At 36.5% G+C, this 20,626-nt stretch carries 16 protein-coding genes, 2 pseudogenes and 1 riboswitch; all 18 genes and pseudogenes read left to right on the top strand.

The features are described 5' to 3' along the window. Positions 1-74: 74 nt before the first annotated feature. The 18 genes and pseudogenes from MKX31_RS16900 (at position 75) to rny (ending at position 20,570) form a co-directional block, all read left to right on the top strand. The gene (locus MKX31_RS16900; protein ID WP_001118773.1) at positions 75-2,459 is read left to right on the top strand and encodes a DNA translocase FtsK; all 2,385 of its coding nucleotides are present in this window, start codon (positions 75-77) and stop codon (positions 2,457-2,459) included. Positions 2,460-2,662: 203 nt separating this feature from the next. Further along, positions 2,663-2,764, top strand: a riboswitch (purine riboswitch). Positions 2,765-2,996: 232 nt separating this feature from the next. After that, a complete protein-coding gene (locus tag MKX31_RS16895) occupies positions 2,997-3,722 on the top strand; it encodes a GntR family transcriptional regulator (protein WP_064475023.1) in 726 nt (241 codons plus the stop codon). An 89-nt stretch (positions 3,723-3,811) separates the two neighbouring features. Continuing rightward, positions 3,812-4,888, top strand: a complete 1,077-nt coding sequence (locus MKX31_RS16890) for a BMP family lipoprotein (RefSeq protein ID WP_340981354.1) — start codon at positions 3,812-3,814, stop codon at positions 4,886-4,888. A gap of 118 nt (positions 4,889-5,006) precedes the next feature. Next, on the top strand, positions 5,007-6,539 hold the full coding sequence (locus tag MKX31_RS16885) for an ABC transporter ATP-binding protein (protein WP_064475025.1): 1,533 nt from the start codon (positions 5,007-5,009) through the stop codon (positions 6,537-6,539). Beyond that, positions 6,532-7,590 (top strand): ABC transporter permease, encoded by a 1,059-nt coding sequence (locus MKX31_RS16880; protein ID WP_001085261.1) that lies wholly within the window; start codon positions 6,532-6,534, stop codon positions 7,588-7,590. The genes MKX31_RS16885 and MKX31_RS16880 overlap by 8 nt, the downstream gene beginning before the upstream one ends. Next, complete coding sequence (locus MKX31_RS16875) at positions 7,591-8,550, top strand: ABC transporter permease (RefSeq protein WP_000008857.1); 960 nt, start codon at positions 7,591-7,593, stop codon at positions 8,548-8,550. A 198-nt stretch (positions 8,551-8,748) separates the two neighbouring features. Then, a complete protein-coding gene (gene yfmF, locus MKX31_RS16870) occupies positions 8,749-10,023 on the top strand; it encodes an EF-P 5-aminopentanol modification-associated protein YfmF (protein ID WP_000772421.1) in 1,275 nt (424 codons plus the stop codon). Next, positions 10,024-11,310, top strand: a complete 1,287-nt coding sequence (gene yfmH, locus MKX31_RS16865; protein WP_340981352.1) for an EF-P 5-aminopentanol modification-associated protein YfmH — start codon at positions 10,024-10,026, stop codon at positions 11,308-11,310. Positions 11,311-11,565: 255 nt separating this feature from the next. Next, positions 11,566-12,279 (top strand): elongation factor P 5-aminopentanone reductase, encoded by a 714-nt coding sequence (ymfI, locus tag MKX31_RS16860; RefSeq protein ID WP_048563302.1) that lies wholly within the window; start codon positions 11,566-11,568, stop codon positions 12,277-12,279. Positions 12,280-12,354: 75 nt separating this feature from the next. Next, a complete protein-coding gene (locus MKX31_RS16855) occupies positions 12,355-12,603 on the top strand; it encodes a DUF3243 domain-containing protein (protein ID WP_000114455.1) in 249 nt (82 codons plus the stop codon). Between the two features lie 139 nt (positions 12,604-12,742). Then, complete coding sequence (locus MKX31_RS16850) at positions 12,743-13,528, top strand: DUF3388 domain-containing protein (protein ID WP_000574107.1); 786 nt, start codon at positions 12,743-12,745, stop codon at positions 13,526-13,528. 21 nt (positions 13,529-13,549) lie between these two features. Beyond that, positions 13,550-14,461, top strand: a complete 912-nt coding sequence (locus tag MKX31_RS16845) for a helix-turn-helix domain-containing protein (RefSeq protein ID WP_064475028.1) — start codon at positions 13,550-13,552, stop codon at positions 14,459-14,461. A 63-nt stretch (positions 14,462-14,524) separates the two neighbouring features. Further along, positions 14,525-15,103: a CDP-diacylglycerol--glycerol-3-phosphate 3-phosphatidyltransferase gene (pgsA, locus tag MKX31_RS16840; protein ID WP_048563304.1), complete on the top strand. Its 579-nt coding sequence runs from the start codon at positions 14,525-14,527 to the stop codon at positions 15,101-15,103. 20 nt (positions 15,104-15,123) lie between these two features. Beyond that, a complete protein-coding gene (gene cinA, locus MKX31_RS16835) occupies positions 15,124-16,362 on the top strand; it encodes a competence/damage-inducible protein CinA (protein WP_088047316.1) in 1,239 nt (412 codons plus the stop codon). A 142-nt stretch (positions 16,363-16,504) separates the two neighbouring features. Continuing rightward, positions 16,505-17,113, top strand: a pseudogene (gene recA / locus MKX31_RS16830) (recombinase RecA); the annotation flags it as partial. Positions 17,114-17,210: 97 nt separating this feature from the next. Continuing rightward, positions 17,211-17,834, top strand: coding sequence for a topoisomerase I (locus MKX31_RS16825; protein WP_340981349.1), 624 nt, complete (start codon positions 17,211-17,213; stop codon positions 17,832-17,834). 268 nt (positions 17,835-18,102) lie between these two features. Next, positions 18,103-18,525: pseudogene (locus MKX31_RS16820) on the top strand (recombinase RecA); the annotation flags it as partial. Between the two features lie 482 nt (positions 18,526-19,007). Next, complete coding sequence (gene rny, locus MKX31_RS16815) at positions 19,008-20,570, top strand: ribonuclease Y (protein WP_064475030.1); 1,563 nt, start codon at positions 19,008-19,010, stop codon at positions 20,568-20,570. Positions 20,571-20,626: the final 56 nt, after the last annotated feature.

The raw sequence follows: 20,626 nt of genomic DNA, 5'->3' as shown, positions 1-20,626 counted from the left end.
AATAGAGAAAACAGACATGTAAGTAAAGCTTTTTTAAGGAAGCCCTGCTTACATGTAGAACACGAGGTGAAGAAATGGCAAAACAAAAGCAAAGAGGGACGAAGGCAAAAGCAAGACGCACGATAAAGCCAACTTTGTATTATGAAATCGTCGGTTTAACTCTTTTTGCACTTTCAATCATTACGATTTTACAGCTAGGTGTTGTAGGGAAATCGTTTGTGTTATTTTTTCGCTTCTTCTTTGGTGAGTGGTACATAATTGGTGTGTTAGGTGTAATAGCTTTATCGGTTTCGTTTGTTATCAAACGTGGATGGCCGAACCTTTTAAATAAACGGTTAATCGGTTTTTATTTAATAGTATTGGCGATATTAATGTTTAGTCATATTACATTATTTAACCTTCTTACGAAAGATGGAGCAGTGCAAAATACTTCTGTTATTGTGAGCACGAAAGATAACTTCTTTCTTGAAATGAAAAAGGGGCCGGATAGCGTTCATTTAGGCGGTGGTATGTTTGGTGCCCTTATGTTCGCGACGTGTTACTTCTTATTTGACGAAGTAGGAGCTTATATCATTGGTATTATTTTAGTGATTCTCGGTATACTTTGTATAACAAATAAGCATATCGGAGAAGTACTTGCCCCTGTAGGAAGAATCCTTAGAAGTCAATTTGAAGTAATGCAAGGGGATTATAAAGATTGGAGATCCAAAAGGACGGCTGAACAAACAGAAAAGAAAAAAACAACGAGAAGCACAAGGAGCAAACGTGCTGCAGAACAAGAAGAGATTATTGAGCCGATGGAAGAAATTTCAATTGACCCTCCCATTATTTCAAATTTCACTGAGAATTATCCTGTAAATGAAGAAGAGAATAAACGAATTAGCGAAGAACAGGAAGCAGAGTTAATAACTTCACCGTCTATTGAAGAGGCTCCGCCTGTTGAAGAATCTAAGAAAAAGCGTGGAGAAAAGATTGTAGAATCTTTAGAGGCGGAAACAAGTGCCCCGCCAATGCAATTTTCAAATGTAGAAAATAAAGATTACAAGCTTCCTGCACTTGATATATTGAAATTTCCTAAGAATAAGCAAGTTACAAATGAAAATGCAGAAATTTATGAGAATGCTCGTAAATTAGAACGTACATTCCAAAGCTTTGGAGTGAAAGCGAAAGTAACAAAAGTACATAGAGGTCCTGCAGTTACAAAATATGAAGTATATCCTGATATGGGAGTAAAGGTAAGCAAAATCGTTAGTTTAAGTGATGATTTAGCACTTGCTTTAGCTGCGAAAGACATTCGTATTGAAGCACCTATTCCCGGGAAATCAGCTGTAGGGATTGAAGTTCCGAACTCAGAAGTTTCTATGGTAACGCTTAGAGAAGTTCTTGATTCTAAGGCTAATAATCATCCGGAAGAGAAGTTGTTAATTGGTCTTGGACGAGATATTACAGGTGAAGCTGTATTAGCGCGTTTAAATAAAATGCCCCATTTACTAGTAGCTGGTGCGACAGGTAGCGGGAAAAGTGTATGTATTAATGGTATTATTGTTAGTATTTTAATGCGTGCAAAACCACATGAAGTAAAATTAATGATGATTGATCCGAAAATGGTAGAGTTAAATGTATATAACGGTGTTCCGCATTTATTAACACCAGTTGTAACTGATCCGAAAAAAGCATCACAAGCTTTGAAAAAAGTCGTGAGTGAAATGGAACGACGTTATGAATTATTTGCTCATAGTGGCACGCGTAACATTGAAGGATATAATGATCATATTAAAGAACATAATAGTCAATCAGAAGCGAAACAACCGGAATTACCTTATATTGTAGTAATAGTGGACGAGTTAGCTGATTTAATGATGGTTGCTTCATCAGATGTAGAGGATGCGATTATGCGTTTAGCACAAATGGCTCGTGCGGCTGGTATTCATTTAATTATTGCGACGCAGCGTCCATCGGTTGATGTTATTACGGGAGTTATTAAAGCGAATATTCCATCACGTATTGCATTCGCGGTATCTTCTCAAACGGACTCTCGTACAATTCTTGACGGTGGTGGTGCAGAGAAACTGCTAGGTCGTGGAGATATGCTGTTTATACCAATTGGTGCATCGAAGCCTGTACGTGTACAAGGTGCATTTTTATCTGATGATGAAGTTGAGAGAGTTGTAGAGTATGTTATTGGTCAGCAAAAAGCGCAATATCAAGAAGATATGATTCCACAAGATGTTCCTGATACGAAGCAGGAAGTAGAAGATGAATTATATGATGAAGCAGTTCAGCTTGTAGTGGAAATGCAAACAGCATCTGTTTCTATGTTGCAACGTAGGTTTAGAGTAGGTTATACGCGAGCTGCCCGTTTAATTGATGCAATGGAAATGAATGGTGTAGTAGGTCCGTATGAAGGTAGTAAACCACGAGAAGTGCTCATTAATGATGTACAAGAAAAAAGTTCATAAAAAAAGCCTAATTGTTTTTACAATTAGGCTTTTTTATATGCTAGTTTTGTTATATACTATATTCAGCGATAAAGAAAGGGCTTACATTTAAAGCGATTCTTTAGAATACGAATACTTTGATTATGTTTTTAATGAATGTTCGATATTTAATGTAGAAAAATGTTAAATTTTGTTGACACGTATGGGAGCAAGTGGTAAGATTACTTCGAAAAGAATCACTGCCTCATATAATCTTGGAGATAAGGTCCATAAGTTTCTACCCGGCAACCATGAATTGCTGGACTATGAGGGGAAAAGTGTGTAACAAAGGATGTAAGAGATCTTTGTGCCGAACTTTTTCTCGAAATGAGGAATGTTTATGGTGCAAAGTTTTTTTTATGCAGTAAAGAGTGAAAATTTCATCTTAAAAAATTATTAATATTTATTCGACAATTATGCTTATTTTTAGTATTTAGTAATTTTATTATGTTGTAAGTTGAAAAAAGAGAAAAGAAGTCTTACATCAGAGGTCGAATAATTGAAATGCGGGGGAGTCTTATGTCAGTAAAATCCGATAGTCGTCACCTATATTTACGGGTGATTGATCACATTAAAGAAAAAATTAAAGATGGAGCTTACAAAGAAAGACAGAAGTTACCATCAGAGTTTGATTTAGCGAAAGAACTTGGTGTAAGTAGGGCGACTTTAAGGGAAGCACTGCGTATTTTAGAAGAAGAAAATGTTGTCATTCGTAGACATGGTGTAGGAACATTTGTAAATGCAAAGCCGTTATTTTCTTCTGGGATTGAACAACTTTCTAGTATTACAGATATGATTTCTAGTGTGGGGAAAACACCAGGAACTATCTTTTTATCATCATCTACAACAAGTTTAACAGAAGAAGAAAAAGAGAAGTTTAATAGTGAAGATGGTTTTAATGCAGTAATGATTGAGCGTGTGCGTACAGCAGATGGGGAACCTGTTGTATATTGTATCGATAAACTTGCAAAAGAAATATTGCCAGATTTATCGGGATACAACGAAGAATCATTGCTTACAGTGATACATAACAACACGCACAAACGTATCACATACGCAGTTGCTCACATTGAGCCAATTGGCTATCATCCGAAAATTTCACCGATTTTAGAATGTGAACCGGAAACGGCACTGCTAGTTTTAAAACAAATGCACTATGATCAAAATGATGAGCCAATCTTATATTCTCTCAATTACTTTAGAGCTGATAAGTTTAGCTTCCACGTATTAAGAAAACGTATGTAGGTAAGTTCCTTTTTGGGGAGGTGACAGCAAGAAGTTAGGGACAGCAGCGTATAAAAAATAGACAAATCATTTTAGGAGGGGTTTCTAGTATGAAGAAAAAAACAGGTCTTTTATTATCATTAACATTAGCAGCAAGCGCGGTTTTAGGTGCATGTGGTAACTCGGATAAGGCGAGCAGTGACAAGAAAGAAGATAAAGAATTCAAAGTTGGTATGGTAACGGATGTTGGGGGCGTTGATGATAAATCATTCAACCAATCTTCTTGGGAAGGTTTGAAAAAGTTTGGTAAAGATAATGGATTAAAGGAAAAAACAAATTATCGTTACCTACAGTCTGAAAAAGAAGCAGATTATATTCCGAACTTAAAGAAATTTTCAAAAGATAAGTATGATTTATCTTTCGGAATCGGTTATAAATTAGAAGGTGCAATTAAAGAAGTTGCAAAAGAATCTCCAAAACAACAATTCGCAATCGTTGATACTGTTGTAGAAGCACCGAACGTAACAAGTATTACATTTAAAGATCATGAAGGATCATTCCTTGTAGGTGCGGTAGCGGCTATGTCAACAAAATCGAATAAAGTAGGATTTGTTGGTGGAATGAAGAGTGATTTAATTAGTAAATTCGAAAATGGATTTAAAGCTGGTGCAAAGGCAGTAAATCCAAACATTGAAATCGTATCTGAATATGCGGAAGCATTTGATAAACCTGAAAAAGGTACAGTTCTTGCATCAGCAATGTATGGTCAAGGTGTAGATGTAATTTATCATGCTGCTGGTGGTACAGGTAACGGCGTGTTCACTGAAGCGAAAAACCGTAAGAAAAAAGGTGAAAATGTTTGGGTAATCGGTGTTGACCGTGACCAAAAACAAGAAGGTATGCCTGAAAACGTAACATTAACTTCAATGGTAAAACGTGTAGATATCGCTGTTGAAAAAGTAGCACAAGAAGCGAAAGATGGTAAATTAAAAGGCGGTAAAGTAGAAGCGTTTGGTTTAAAAGATGACGGTGTTGGTATTGCAAAAACAACTGACAACGTGAAAAAAGTTAACCCTGAAATTTTAACAAAAGTAGAAGCGTTTGAAAAGAAAATTACAGATGGTGAAATTAAAGTACCAGCTACAGATAAAGAGTATAAAGAATATGAAGCTTCTCTAAAAAAATAAATAGAGAAATAGCAAAGGTTAGTTCATAGAACTAACCTTTGTATGTATAAAACTTCCAAATTGCTTAATAAGTTAATAGTGTAATAGGGGAATGTTCCCTGTTAAAAGGAGGAACAAAATGGAATACGTAATTGAGATGAATAACATTACGAAAGTATTCCCAGGCATTGTAGCGAATGATGATATTACGCTGCAAGTAAAGCAAGGAGAAATACATGCTTTACTTGGAGAAAATGGTGCAGGGAAATCCACATTGATGAATGTACTATTTGGTTTGTATCAACCAGAACAAGGTGAAATTAAAATTAAAGGAAAGTCTGTAAACATTACCAATCCGAATGTGGCAAATGACCTTGGTATTGGAATGGTTCATCAGCACTTTATGCTTGTTCATAATTTTACAGTTACAGAGAATATTATTCTCGGAAATGAACCGAAGAAAAACGGGAAAATTGCTGTTGAGGAAGCTGCTAAAGAAATTCAAAAACTGTCTGAACAATACGGATTAGCTGTAGATCCATACGCGAAAATACAGGATATTTCAGTTGGTATGCAGCAGCGTGTTGAGATTTTAAAAACACTTTACCGTGGGGCAGAAATTTTAATATTTGATGAACCGACAGCTGTGTTAACACCGCAAGAAATTCATGAGCTAATTCAAATTATGAAAAAGCTTGTACAAGAAGGGAAATCTATTGTTCTTATTACACATAAGTTGAAAGAAATTATGGAAGTTTGCGATCGTTGTACGATTATTCGTAAAGGAAAAGGGATTGGAACGGTTGACGTTGCAAATACGGATGAAAATAAACTTGCAGAATTAATGGTCGGACGTCAAGTGAATTTTAAAACAGAAAAAATAGACGCGAAGCCAAAAGAAGAGGTACTTTCAATTGCAAATCTTGTTGCTCACGATGCACGTCAACTACCTGCTGTAAAAGGCCTTGACTTAACTGTTCGTGCGGGGGAAATTGTTGGAATTGCAGGGATTGATGGAAACGGACAAAGTGAATTGATAGAAGCAATTACTGGTTTACGAAAAGTTGAGTCAGGTTCTATTGCAATTAAAGGAAAAGAAATAACAAATTGGCCTGTTAGAAGGATAACAGAAGAAGGAATTGGTCATATTCCAGAAGATCGTCATAAACACGGCCTTGTTCTTGATTTTTCTGTTAGAGATAATATCGTTCTGCAAACGTACTATAAAAATCCGTTTTCAAAGAAAGGGATTTTAAATTTTAGTAAAATTACAGAAAAAGCAAAGGCACTTATTGAACAGTTTGATGTACGTACACCTAGTGAGCAAACGTTAGCGCGCGCTTTATCTGGGGGGAATCAACAAAAAGCAATTATTGCACGTGAAGTAGACCGTGATCCAGATTTATTAATCGCGGCACAGCCAACACGTGGTTTAGATGTAGGAGCAATTGAATTTATTCATAAGAGATTAATAGAGCAAAGGGATAAAGGAAAAGGTGTATTACTTTTATCTTTAGAGTTAGATGAAATCTTAAATGTTAGTGACCGAATTGCTGTTATTTATGAAGGGAAAATCGTAGCAATTGTTGATGCGAAAGAAACGAATGAACAACAGCTTGGATTGTTAATGGCTGGAGGAACAAAGAAGGAGCAGGTGGGTACAAATGGCTAAAAAACTTTTAACAGAACGAACGATAAATATTTTAGTCCCAGTACTATCCGTTATTTTCGGCTTACTTGTAGGAGCAATTGTAATGCTAGTTAGTGGCTATGATCCAATTGTTGGTTATAGTGCACTTTGGACAGGAATGTTCGGTAGCCCAAGTGCAATAGGTGAAACGCTTCGTACAATGATCCCGCTTATTCTTGCCGGCTTATCAGTGGCGTTTGCATTTCGTACAGGTTTATTTAATATCGGGGTAGAGGGTCAATTACTAGTTGGTTGGCTTGCAGCAGTTTGGTTCGGTTATGCAGTTTCGCTACCAGCTGTTCTTCACATTCCGTTATCTATTTTATTTGCAGCATTGGTAGGTGGAATTTGGGGTTTCATCCCTGGATATTTAAAGGGGAAATTTCAAGTTAATGAAGTTATTGTAACAATTATGATGAACTATATTGCGTTATACGTAACATATGACATTATTAAGCGTTTCTTGCACGAGGGTAATGATAAAACGTACGACATCAAAGCGAGTGCGTCATTATCTTCAGACTGGCTTGCTGCCATCACTGACGGTTCGCGCCTTCACTGGGGAATTGTTGTAGCAATTTTAATCGCTATTTTAATGTGGTTCTTATTAGATCGAACAACTTTAGGGTATGAATTAAAGTCGGTAGGATTTAATCAACATGCCTCCCAATATGCTGGTATGAAAGTTTCTCGCAATGTAGTATTCTCTATGACAATTGCTGGTGCATTTGCGGGGATTGGTGGTGCGATGGAAGGGTTAGGAACATTCCAAAGTATGACAGCAATGTCTTCGTTTACAGGAGTAGGATTTGACGGGATTGCCGTAGCCTTACTTGGGGGGAATAATCCGTTTGGTATTATCCTTTCAGCTTTATTATTTGGTGGTTTGAAAAGTGCTTCCCCTCAAATGAACTTTGAGGCAGATGTACCATCAGAGCTTATTAATGTGATTATTGCATGTATCATCTTCTTTGTTGCATGTAGTTATGTGTTAAGATGGGCGCTTACACGCATGAGCAAGGAGGGGAAATAAATGAGCTTTTTAGATATATTAGCCATTCTTGTGACGGGTACGTTATATACATCAGCACCTATAATTTTTACAGCACTAGGTGGTGTATTTAGTGAACGATCGGGTGTTGTAAATATCGGATTAGAAGGACTAATGCTATTTGGTGCATTTATTGGAGTTGTTACAAACTTATTAATGGGTGATACATGGGGAACGATGACTCCGTGGATTGCGTTATTATTTGCGGCAATTGGTAGTGGGTTATTTGCATTACTTCATGCGGTAGCATCTATTACATTCCGAGCGGATCAAGTTGTAAGTGGTGTAGCGATTAACTTCTTATCTCTTGGATTAACGGTATTTGCAATTAAGAAGATTTTTGATAAAGGACAGACTGACTTTATTCAGTACCGTATTGAAAAGATTGATATTCCAGGCCTTTCGGATATCCCGGTTTTAGGGAAAATATTCTTCTCTAACGTACCGATAACGTCGTATATTGCTATTATTTTAGCATTCGTTGTTTGGTATGTTATTTATAAAACACCGTTCGGTCTTCGTCTTCGTGCGGTTGGTGAGCATCCAATGGCAGCTGATACGATGGGAATTAACGTATATAAAATGCGCTATATTGGTGTTTGTATATCAGGTGTGTTTGCTGGAATTGGTGGAGCAATTTTTGCAATGTCAATTTCTAATAACTTCTCAGGGGCAACTATTACTGGACAAGGTTTCTTAGCGTTAGCTGCCATGATCTTTGGGAAGTGGAATCCACTAGGTGCATTAGGTGCAGCGCTATTCTTTGGTTTTGCACAATCGTTAAGTGTAACAGGTGGAACAATTCCTGTATTAGATCAAATTCCGAGTGTTTTATTAACGATATTACCATATGTATTCACAATATTAGCGCTTGTTGGTTTTGTAGGTCGTTCTGAAGCTCCGAAAGCGTTAGGAACGCCGTATGAAAAAGGAAAACGATAAGTATAAAAAAGCTCGCACATTAGTGCGGGCTTTTTTACATAGAATATATGTAATACGGAATTTTACTATGTTCCTTACATATAAAAGTTTTTAGAAAGAGCCTGATGTAAGTATAGTGAGGAAGAAAAGTTGATTTTTCATTTCTAAAAACTGTATATTGAAGAGGAATATTCCTATATACGTAAAGGAGGGCTATAAATGAAACTAATGGAACAACAGTTACATGAGTTAGGTGGTTTGCGAGTACATATTATTCCGACTGATAAATATAAAACAAATACTTTTGTATTTCGTTTTAAAGCACCTTTAAATGAGGAGACGGTGACAGAGCGTGCCCTATTGCCATACGTATTGCAAAGTGCGACAGAAAAACTTCCTTCTGTAATTCGTCTTCGTCAATATTTAGAAGAATTATATGGATCTTCTTTGGCAGTAGATGTAAGTAAAAAAGGAGAAGACCATATCATCTCTATTTATGTAGACATTGCAAATGAAGTATATTTACATGATGCACCACCGTTATTTGAAAAAGCACTTTCTATGTTATCGGATATAGTTTTACATCCAGCAACAGAGGGGAATAGTTTTCTACCTTCTATTGTAGAAAGTGAAAAGAGAGCGCTCTTGCAACGAATTGAAGCTACGTATGATGATAAAATGCGCTATGCAAACGAGCGTTTAATTGAAGAAATGTGCAAAGTAGAACCGTATCGATTAAGTGCAAATGGAAAAAAAGAGAGTGTTGCATCTATTACAAATGAAAGTTTGTATCAATATTATCAAAAAGTGTTAGCGGAAGATGAAATGGATCTATACATTATTGGTGATATTTCAGAAAACGCAGTTGATCTTGTAAGTAAGTATTTTTCTATTTCAGCGCGTCCTGTGAGAGAAAGAAATGTACTTCTTCATAAGAGAAATAATGAAGAAAAAGAAGTTGTGGAAAAACAAGAATTAAAACAAAGTAAATTACACATCGGTTATCGTACGTTTATTACGTATAAAGACGAAGATTATTTTGCACTGCAATTGTTCAATGGACTGTTTGGAGGATTCTCTCATTCAAAGTTATTCGTTAATGTTCGTGAAAAAAATAGTTTAGCGTACTATGCAGCATCCCGCTTTGAAAGTCATAAAGGCTTATTGTTTGTCATGTCAGGAATCGAAGCGAAAAATTATGAAAAAGCTGTTGAGATTATTAAAGAACAAATGTTGGCGATGCAAAATGGTGATTTTTCAGAAGAAGAGATGCATCAAACGAAAAGTGTTATTCAAAATCAAATATTAGAGGCGATTGATACACCGCGCGGATTTGTGGAAATGCTGTATCATGGTATTATTTCAGACCGTACGCGTCCGGTTGAAGAATGGCTTTCAGGTATTGAAAGTGTGACGAAAGAAGAGATTGTGAAAGTTGCTAAAAATATTGAACTAGACACAATTTACTTTTTACATGGAACGGAGGGAGAATAAATGGAGAAAATTGTTTATGAGCAATTAAAAGAGACACTCTATTATGAAAAACTTCCTAATGGATTAGATGTATATATTTTACCGAAGCAAGGATTTAATAAAACATTTGCAACGTTTACGACAAAATATGGTTCTATGGATAATACATTCGTACCACTAGGTAAAGAAGAAATGATTCGTGTGCCTGATGGAATTGCTCATTTTCTTGAGCATAAATTATTTGAAAAAGAAGATCACGATGCTTTCCAATTGTTTAGTAAACAAGGAGCATCAGCAAATGCTTTCACATCTTTCACAAGAACAGCTTATCTGTTTTCATGTACATCAAATGTAGAACAAAATTTAAATACATTGTTAAACTTCGTACAAGAGCCTTACTTCTCTGAAAAAACAGTTGAAAAAGAGAAGGGGATTATTGGGCAAGAAATTCAAATGTATCAAGATAATCCAGATTGGCGCTTATACTTTGGATTAATTGATAGCTTGTTTGTAAAGCACCCAATTAAAATTGATATCGCAGGGACAATCGAGTCTATTAGTAAAATTACGAAAGACTTATTATATGAATGTTATGAAACATTTTATCATCCGAGCAATATGTTATTATTCGTTGTGGGGGCAATTGATCCAGAGGAAACAATGGATTTAGTACGTGAAAATCAAGCGAAAAAAGATTATAAAAACCAGTCAGAAATTGTACGTTCATTTGAGGAAGAACCTGATGAGGTAAATGAAAAGAAGAAAATTATTTCCATGCCTGTACAAACACCGAAATGTTTAGTTGGTATTAAAGCGACAAATTTAAAAGAAAAAGGGAAAGCCCTTTTAAAACAAGAAATTGCGCTTACGTTACTTTTAGATTATTTATTTGGGAAAAGCTCCGTTCATTACGAATCTTTATATAATGAAGGTCTTATTGATGATTCGTTCTCGTATGATTATACGGAAGAGAATAACTTCGGTTTTGCAATGGTTGGCGGCGATACGAAGCAACCTAATGAGCTGGAAGAGCGTTTGAAAAGCATTTTACTAAATACAAATTATGATCAATTAGATGAGGCGGCATTAGAACGAGTAAAGAAAAAGAAAATAGGTGGCTTTTTACGCTCGTTGAATTCGCCAGAATATATCGCGAATCAATTTACACGATATGCGTTTAATGAATCTAGTCTGTTTGAGGCATTGACTGTATTAGAAAGTCTAACTGTTCAAGATTTACAAGAAGTAGCCAAATTATTATTATCAGAAGAAAGAATGAGTGTTTGTCAAGTTTTACCGAAAAAATAAAAGGTTTCATAATAATACCCTCATCTTATCATTGATAAATTGTAAGATGAGGGTATTATTTACCCCGCATTAACGGGCAGTAAGACCCCCCACTTAAAAATTCAGTGAAAGCACAGAAGTAGGTGGGGGGATCAACTGCCCGTAAAAGCCCGATTGGTTCAACTAATAATCAGTGGGGGATGTTCATCCACCCACTGATTAAAGTTTCACTTTATTTATAGGAAAAAGATTTTGTTGAGATAAGAGAGGAATTGTATGAAGAAGTATGCATTAGTAACTGGAGGAAGCGGAGGGATTGGCTCTGCTATTTCAAAACAATTAATTCAAGATGGATATACAGTATATGTTCATTATAATAACGGTGAAGGGCAAGTGAATGAGTTACAGAAAGAGTGGGGGGAAGTGATTCCTGTTCAAGCGGATTTAGCTTCTAGTGATGGAGCGGAGCAATTGTGGGAACAAATTGAACATCCTCTTGATGTTATCGTATATGCAGCTGGGAAGAGTATTTTTGGACTCGTAACAGATGTAACGAACGATGAATTAAATTATATGGTAGAACTTCAAGTGAAGAGCATCTATAAACTATTATCAATGGCACTGCCATCAATGATTCAGCGGAGAAGCGGTAATATTGTACTTGTTTCGTCTATATGGGGCCAAATCGGCGCATCATGTGAAGTGCTTTATTCGATGGTAAAAGGTGCACAAAATTCATATGTGAAAGCATTAGCAAAAGAAGTTTCATTAAGTGGAGTAAGAGTGAACGCGGTAGCACCAGGTGCAATTGAAACGGAAATGTTAAACGTATTTTCAGAAGAGGATAAGAATGAAATTGCTGAAGAGATTCCGTTAGGACGATTAGGATTACCAGAAGAAGTAGCGAAAACAGTGTCATTTCTCGTGTCACCAGGTGCCTCTTACATAACTGGACAAATTATCGGAGTGAATGGCGGTTGGCATTGCTAAAAAATTTTTACATAAAAAATAAAAAACTGTACAAATTAAGCATGATTCTATTACTAAGTAGTGAGGTGCTTAAACATGTCAGTTTTAGATAATTTTGATCAATGGAAGAGCTTTTTAGGAGAACGTTTAGAACAAGCATCAGGAAAAGGTCTTGATGGTGGTGCTGTATCAGATATGGCATTTCGTGTTGGAGATTATTTAGCAAATGAAGTAGAAGCGCGCAACGATCAAGAGAAATTATTGTCTGAGCTTTGGAAAGTCGCTGATGAACAAGAGCAACATACAATCGCAAACTTAATGGTGAAGTTTGTACAGCATAAGTAAAAAATAGAGAGGAGATTCTCCTCTCTATTTTTTTTGTATAATAATAACGCAGGATAGATTATACATTTAGCTTCCCTATTAAGGTGAAATCATATAATATAGTACGTAGGTGTAAAGTAAGCAAGGGGAGTGATCTTGGATGATTGAATGGTATTTTGAATATGAAATACATAAAAACCGACCTGGCTTGCTTGGTGACGTTTCTTCGTTAATCGGTATGCTCGGCATTAATATTGTCACAATTAATGGTGTAGATAATGCACGACGTGGATTACTCCTTATGTGTGATAATCAAGAGCAAATCTCTAGACTTGAATCAATTTTAAATACGATGGATAACATAACGGTAACGAAATATCGTCCGCCAAAGCTAAGAGATAAGCTAGCGGTTAGACATGGTAGGTACATACAACGAGATGCAGATGATAAGAAGACATTTCGATTTGTACGTGATGAATTAGGGTTACTTGTAGACTTTATGGCTGAAATAATGAAAAAAGAAGGTCATAAACTAATCGGGATACGAGGAATGCCTCGTGTCGGAAAAACAGAATCCATTGTTGCCGCAAGTGTTTGTGCAAATAAAAGATGGTTATTTGTATCATCTACTCTTATTAAGCAAACTGTTCGTAGTCAATTGATTGAAGATGAGTATAGCGACGACAATATTTTTATCTTAGATGGAATCGTGTCAACAAAGCGTGCTAACGAAAGGCATTGGCAGCTTGTTCGTGAAATTATGAGATTACCTGCAACGAAAGTTGTGGAACATCCTGACGTATTTGTGAGTCAGTCAGAATACACATTGGATGATTTTGATTATATTATCGAGTTGCGTAACGATTATGATGAAGAAATCCAATATAATTTAGTAGATGAAATTGAGCAAGGTACGCAAAATAATTTCTCTATGTTTGACTTTTAAAGAAATATTGAGGTGTTAGTAGTGACAGAATTAGGACAAAAGCTGAAAGAAGCAAGAGGAACGAAGGGCTTGTCTATGGATCAGCTGCATGAGATTACAAAAATTCAAAAACGCCATTTAGTAGCGATTGAGGAAGGCAATTATGATGTATTGCCCGGAGCTTTTTATGCGCGTGCATTCATTAAACAATACGCAGATGCGGTTGGGTTAAATGGAGAGGAACTGCTTGTAGAATATCAGAGTACGATACCACAATCTGAAAAACGCGACGTTCCACAAGTATCAACAGGACAGAAAACGCAAGAAACAATGCAAAAATCTTCATCATGGCCAATTGCAGATCATATGCCGAAAGTTTTAGTTGCGCTATTAGTAATTGCATTTGGAGTGGTAATTTGGTTTGTTTTCCAAGCGTTAACTGGAAAAGGTGATGAGAAAGTTCCGAATGCTCAAAGTGAGAAAATTGAAGTTAAAAAAGCAGAAAACTCTCCGTTAGATACGAAGAAAGATGAAGTGAAAGCGGAAGAGCCGAAAAAAGAGGAACCAAAGAAAGAAGAGCCAAAGAAAGAGGAACAACCAGCACAACCAACGGGACAAGAAGAAGTAAAAGTAGTTGGTACAACTGGTAAAGTATCTACTTTGGAAATTCATAACAATAAAACATTAGAACTGGAAATATCGGGTAAAGGTGCGAGCTATGTAGATGTTAAAGATGATGCGGGGAATGTGATTCTAAACGCTACAGTACAAGAGGGCCAAATAGAAAAACGTGATGTATCAACATTAAAAGAAGTGCGACTTAATATTGGGAATGCAACGAATGTTGAAGTTAAACTGAATGGCCAAGTGGTCGCTTATCCATTGAATCCAGAAAAAGAACTTCACCAAAGATTGGTGATAAAAAACCAAGGGATAGGGCAACCTGCACAATAATAGTCATCGCCTCGATGACTTTTTTCAATGAACAAATGTTTTTGATATGATGGAGGAATAGCTGTGAATTTACCAAATAAAATTACAATATCTAGAATCTTCTTAATTCCAGTTTTTATGGTAATTATGTTAGCGCCCTTTGATTGGGGTTCATACACAATTGGTGATGTTGATTTACCAATTCAACATTTAGTAGGGGCACTTATCTTTATTATTGCTTCGGCTACAGATTGGATTGATGGACATTACGCAAGAAAGTATAATCTTGTAACGAATTTAGGGAAGTTTCTTGACCCGTTAGCTGATAAATTACTTGTTTCAGCAGCACTTATTACATTAGTTGAGATGCAATACGTACCTGCTTGGATCGTTATTGTAATTATCAGCCGTGAGTTTGCAGTAACTGGTTTACGTCTTGTACTTGCTGGAACAGGAGAAGTAGTGGCAGCAAATCAGTTAGGGAAAATTAAGACGTGGACACAAATTATTGCAATTGCGGCGTATTTATTACACGATGTACCTTTAAATTTAATCCATATCCCAGTTGCTGATATTTTCATATGGATTGCATTAATCTTTACTGTTATTTCAGGGTGGGATTATTTCTGGAAAAATAGAGCTGCTTTTGTAAACTCAAAATAGAAGTTTATGGGGGAATTGGGATGAATGCTGAAATTATTGCGGTTGGAACTGAATTATTACTTGGACAAATTGCAAATACAAATGCCCAGTTTTTATCTGAAAAGTTAGCTTCAATCGGAATTAATGTGTACTACCATACTGTAGTTGGAGATAATAACAAGCGATTACAGCAGGCGATTGAAGTTGCGGAAGAACGTGCTGACATACTTATTTTCACAGGTGGATTAGGCCCGACAAAAGATGATTTGACGAAAGAAACGATATCTTCTAGTTTGGGTGAAGAGCTTGTATATGATGAAAAGGCATTAGCATCGATAAGCGAGTACTTTAAGCGTACAGGTCGCGAGTTCACAGAGAATAATAAAAAGCAAGCGCTCGTTTTGAATGGAGCAACTGTATTTGCGAATGATCACGGCATGGCACCTGGTATGGGGCTAAATAAGAACAGGAAAGTTTATATTTTATTACCAGGACCACCGAAAGAGATGAAGCCGATGTATATAAGTTATGTAGAGCCTTTTTTACGTAACTTTACAACAGGAGAAAACATTTATTCTCGTGTGCTTCGCTTTTTCGGGATTGGGGAATCTCAATTAGAAGTGAAAGTTCAAGATTTAATTGATGGACAAACGAACCCGACAATCGCCCCCCTTGCGAATGATGGAGAAGTGACACTACGTTTAACTGCCAAACATCAAAATGCTGATGAAGCTGCGAAACGCATTCAGCATATGGAAGATTTGATTTTAGAAAGAGTAGGAAAATTTTTCTACGGGTATGATCAAGAGTTTCTGCATGATAAGGCAATAGAGTTATTGAAGAAAAAAGGATTAACTTTAGCGTGTGCAGAAAGTTTAACCGGTGGTCTCTTCGGCAATCAAGTAACAGAAAGTGCTGGTGTGTCTTCAGTATTTAAAGGCGGTGTCATTTGTTATCATAATGATGTGAAGCAACATGTTTTACATGTACCTGCGGAAGTGTTGTCTACTGATGGTGCAGTTAGTAAAGAATGTGCTCGTTATCTTGCTGAAAATGTTAAGGGCTTATTAAAAGCGGATATCGGAATTAGTTTCACTGGGGTAGCAGGACCGGATGCTTCAGAACATAAAGAGCCGGGAACAGTATTCGTTGGATTGGCGATGAAGGATGAACCAACTGTAGTCTTTCCTCTTATTTTAAGTGGAAGTCGTCAACAAATTAGGGAACGTTCGGTGAAATATGGATTTTATCATTTATATAAAAAGCTAGAAGAGATATAAGTTTCTTCTAGCTTTTTTTATGGTTAAACTCATTTTTATTTAATGGAAAATAAAAAAATCGAATAAATGTTCGATTTTGTTGGCAAATTGAATTGAAAATAGGTATAATAAGATTAGCAATTCAGTTAAGGAGGAATTTTGAATGAGTGATCGTCAAGCGGCGTTAGATATGGCGTTAAAACAAATAGAGAAGCAATTCGGTAAAGGTTCAATTATGAAATTAGGAGAACAAGCGGAGCGTAGAATTTCTACAATTTCAAGTGGTTCTTTAGCACTTGATGTGGCATTAGGGGTAGGCGGATACCCACGTGGCCGTATTATCGAAATTTATGGACCAGAAAGTTCAGGTAAAACAACAGTTTCATTACACGCAATCGCGGAAGTACAGCGTCAAGGTGGACAAGCAGCGTTTATTGATGCGGAGCATGCAATGGATCCTGTATATGCACAAAAATTAGGCGTTAACATAGATGAATTACTATTATCACAACCTGACACAGGAGAGCAAGGACTAGAAATCGCAGAAGCACTTGTACGAAGTGGCGCGGTTGATATTATCGTAATTGACTCTGTAGCAGCTCTTGTACCGAAAGCTGAGATTGAAGGAGACATGGGGGACTCACACGTAGGTCTACAAGCTCGTTTAATGTCTCAAGCACTTCGTAAGCTGTCAGGTGCAATCAATAAATCAAAAACAATTGCAATCTTTATTAACCAAATTCGTGAAAAAGTTGGGGTTATGTTCGGAAATCAACCACAAGTTGCTTAATCAGAGCGTAGTACTTGAATCTTTATTTGTCTTCTTCATTTAAGTCTTTATAAGGGATTTCTTATAAGGAGAGATTAAGGTGGCAGTGACAATTGGAAATAGAACTTATCGAAACATAGAACAATGGCAAGTGGATTTTATCACGACACATGCGGAGAGAAAATTAAAAGATATAGGTAAAGAAATTAATCTTGATGAAAGGCGAGTAGGTGAAATATTAAAGTTACTCGGAATTAAAAGAACCAGACATAGGAAGGTTTATTTACCTAAAACCGCAGAAGTTGAACAGGAGTTAAAAAATCCATATTTATCACATGTTGAAATTGCCGTTAAGTATGGCGTATCCGATACATGTGTTGCTAAAAGGAGAAAAGAGCTTAATTTAAAGGTCAGAAAGAAAAATTATGATACTTTACTGGAACAACAGGTTGAACAGATATTATTAAGCTTAGATCTGGCGTTCATTAAGCAAAAAAGAATCGATAAGTGGTCTATTGATTTCTACTTAGGTAGAAAATATTGTTTAGACGTCCATGGGAAATGGGCACACTCACTCAAAAAAATAAAAGAACGAGATAAAAGAAAACTTTTATTTATGGAAGAGAGCTGCTATAAATATCTTGTTATACATGAAGAAGAGTTAGTAAATAAAGAAAAAGTCGCACAAAAGATTAAGGAGTATACCATGGGTTTCCCTTGCTAGTGATAGCATGTTAAAAAACCTTGTGAACCTTATTGCCTAAGGGTGTAACTATTTATATAGTTGCTAACGGTGAAGCCCACCATTATTTAGGGTAATACCGTGCCAAGCTTCATATTTATATGGGGAAGGTGTAGAGACTACCGAAAAGGACTTTTAGTTAACTGAGTAGGGTACGGCAGATGATAGGCTACTGCTGGAAGTGCAAGGCTCTCTGTAAAGAGATGAAGAGATAGTCCGGACTATAGAGATGGAAAATCTATAGATAGTGCCAGAAACAACTCCAGGTGGTCGTGCGTTGAAATTCTATTCAACAGTTCGTCTTGAAGTACGTCGTGCGGAGCAATTAAAGCAAGGCAATGACATCGTTGGTAATAAAACAAAAGTAAAAGTAGTTAAAAATAAAGTGGCACCACCATTCCGTGTTGCTGAAGTTGATATTATGTATGGAGAAGGTATTTCAAGAGAAGGTGAAATCTTAGATATGGCTTCTGAACTTGATATCGTTCAAAAGAGTGGTGCTTGGTACTCTTATAATGAAGAGCGTTTAGGGCAAGGTCGTGAAAATTCGAAGCAATTCTTAAAAGAGAATACGGATTTAAGAGAGGAAATTGCCTTCTTTGTTCGTGACCATCACGGAATTGGTGAAGACTCTGGTGCTGAAGACACGGAAGATTCAAATCTTCAAGATTAAAAAATAAAAGACACGGTTCCGTGTCTTTTATTTTTTAATCATTATGAAAGCGTTGTATATCATTGGAGATAAAATATTTAATCTGCCTAAAAGGCTATGTATAAAGAGGGATATATGCATGTTTTGTATGCATAAACTGGAATTTACTAAGGTTTTCCAGGATAATATGCTGTCTTCTTTTTAAATTCATATATGAATTAGGGCTGAAGGTAAAGAAAGTAAAAGTAGACAACGCTTGACAATGAAAATTGCGATAGATACAATGAGAATGTATATTTTTTCTTATATACGAAACACTCTTCTCAAGAAGAGAAGTAATATTCGGAGTAAGACTTAAATCTTGCCGAAATAATAATATGACATTTTAATTGTGAAATGAAGAAAGTCCCTTAAAAAAGCGGGACGACGGTCTTTGCTGTATGTTGGTATTCAATGTACATGCCGACAGTCTTTTTTCATTCATAGCAAGGGGAGGTGAAATCATGAGTAGTACAGTTTGGATACTCATCTCCATTTTGCTTGCAACAGTCGGTGCAGTTGTTGGCTTTTTTGTTCGAAAGTCTATTGCTGAAGCGAAGATTAATGGTGCAGCTAATGAAGCGAAACGTATTCTAGACGAAGCGAATCGTGAGGCTGAAGCACTTAAGAAAGAAGCGCTTTTAGAAGCAAAGGATGAAATTCATACACTTCGTACAGAAGCTGAATTAGAAATTCGTGACCGTAGAAGCGAATTACAAAAACAAGAAAATCGTTTAATGCAAAAAGAAGAGAACCTTGATCGTAAAGACGAAACGCTCGATAAACGCGAGCAACAGTTAGAAAAGAAAGAGGATTCTTTTGTAGCGAGACAACAACAGATTGAAGAGTTGGAAAGCAAAGTGGGAGAGTTAGTTCAAAAGCAACAAACAGAATTAGAGCGCATTTCCAATCTGACACGCGAACAAGCGAAAGCAATTATTCTTGGTAAAGTAGAAAGTGAAGTTTCTCATGAAATTGCCGTAATGGTAAAAGAAAGTGAAGTTCGTGCGAAAGAAGAAGCGGATAAGAAAGCAAAAGAGATTTTATCTCTTGCAATGCAAAGATGTGCAGCTGATCATGTTGCTGAAACAACCGTTTCGGTTGTAAATCTTCCAAATGACGAAATGAAGGGACGTATTATCGGACGTGAAGGTCGAAATATTCGTACGTTAGAAACGTTAACAGGTATTGACCTAATTATCGATGATACACCAGAAGCAGTTATCCTTTCTGGATTCGACCCAATTCGTCGTGAAACAGCTCGTATCGCTCTTGATAAACTAGTACAGGACGGACGTATTCACCCAGCGCGTATTGAAGAGATGGTCGAAAAATCAAGACGTGAAGTGGACGAGTATATTCGCGAAGTCGGAGAGCAAACAACGTTTGAAGTGGGTGTTCACGGATTACATCCAGATTTAATTAAGATTTTAGGTCGTTTAAAATACCGTACAAGTTACGGACAAAACGTCTTAAAACATTCTATGGAAGTTGCATATTTAACTGGACTTATGGCAGCGGAGCTTGGTGAGGATGAAAAACTAGCAAGACGTGCTGGTCTATTACATGATATCGGTAAAGCAATTGATCATGAAGTAGAAGGTAGCCACGTTGAAATTGGTGTCGAACTCGCAACGAAGTATAAAGAGCATCCTGTAGTTATAAACAGTATTGCATCTCACCATGGGGACACAGAACCAACTTCTATCATTGCAGTTTTAGTTGCAGCAGCAGATGCATTATCAGCTGCAAGACCTGGAGCTCGTAGTGAAACACTTGAGAACTATATTCGTCGTCTTGAAAAGTTAGAAGAGATTTCAGAGTCTTATGAAGGCGTAGAAAAATCTTTCGCAATTCAAGCAGGACGAGAAGTTCGTATTCTGGTAAAACCAGATACAATTGATGATTTAGAAGCTCATCGTTTAGCTCGTGATATTCGAAAACGTATTGAAAATGAACTGGATTACCCAGGACATATTAAAGTAACTGTTATTCGTGAAACACGTGCAGTGGAATACGCAAAATAAAGTGGTGAAACACCACTTTATTTTTTTGTGTTGGAATTGGTTAAAATAAAGGAAAT

Source organism: Bacillus sp. FSL M8-0063 (genome assembly GCF_038005545.1).
GTDB lineage: Bacteria > Bacillota > Bacilli > Bacillales > Bacillaceae_G > Bacillus_A > Bacillus_A wiedmannii.
The sequence above is the reverse complement of the archived record's forward strand: the minus strand, read 5'-3'. Positions and strand labels throughout refer to the sequence as shown.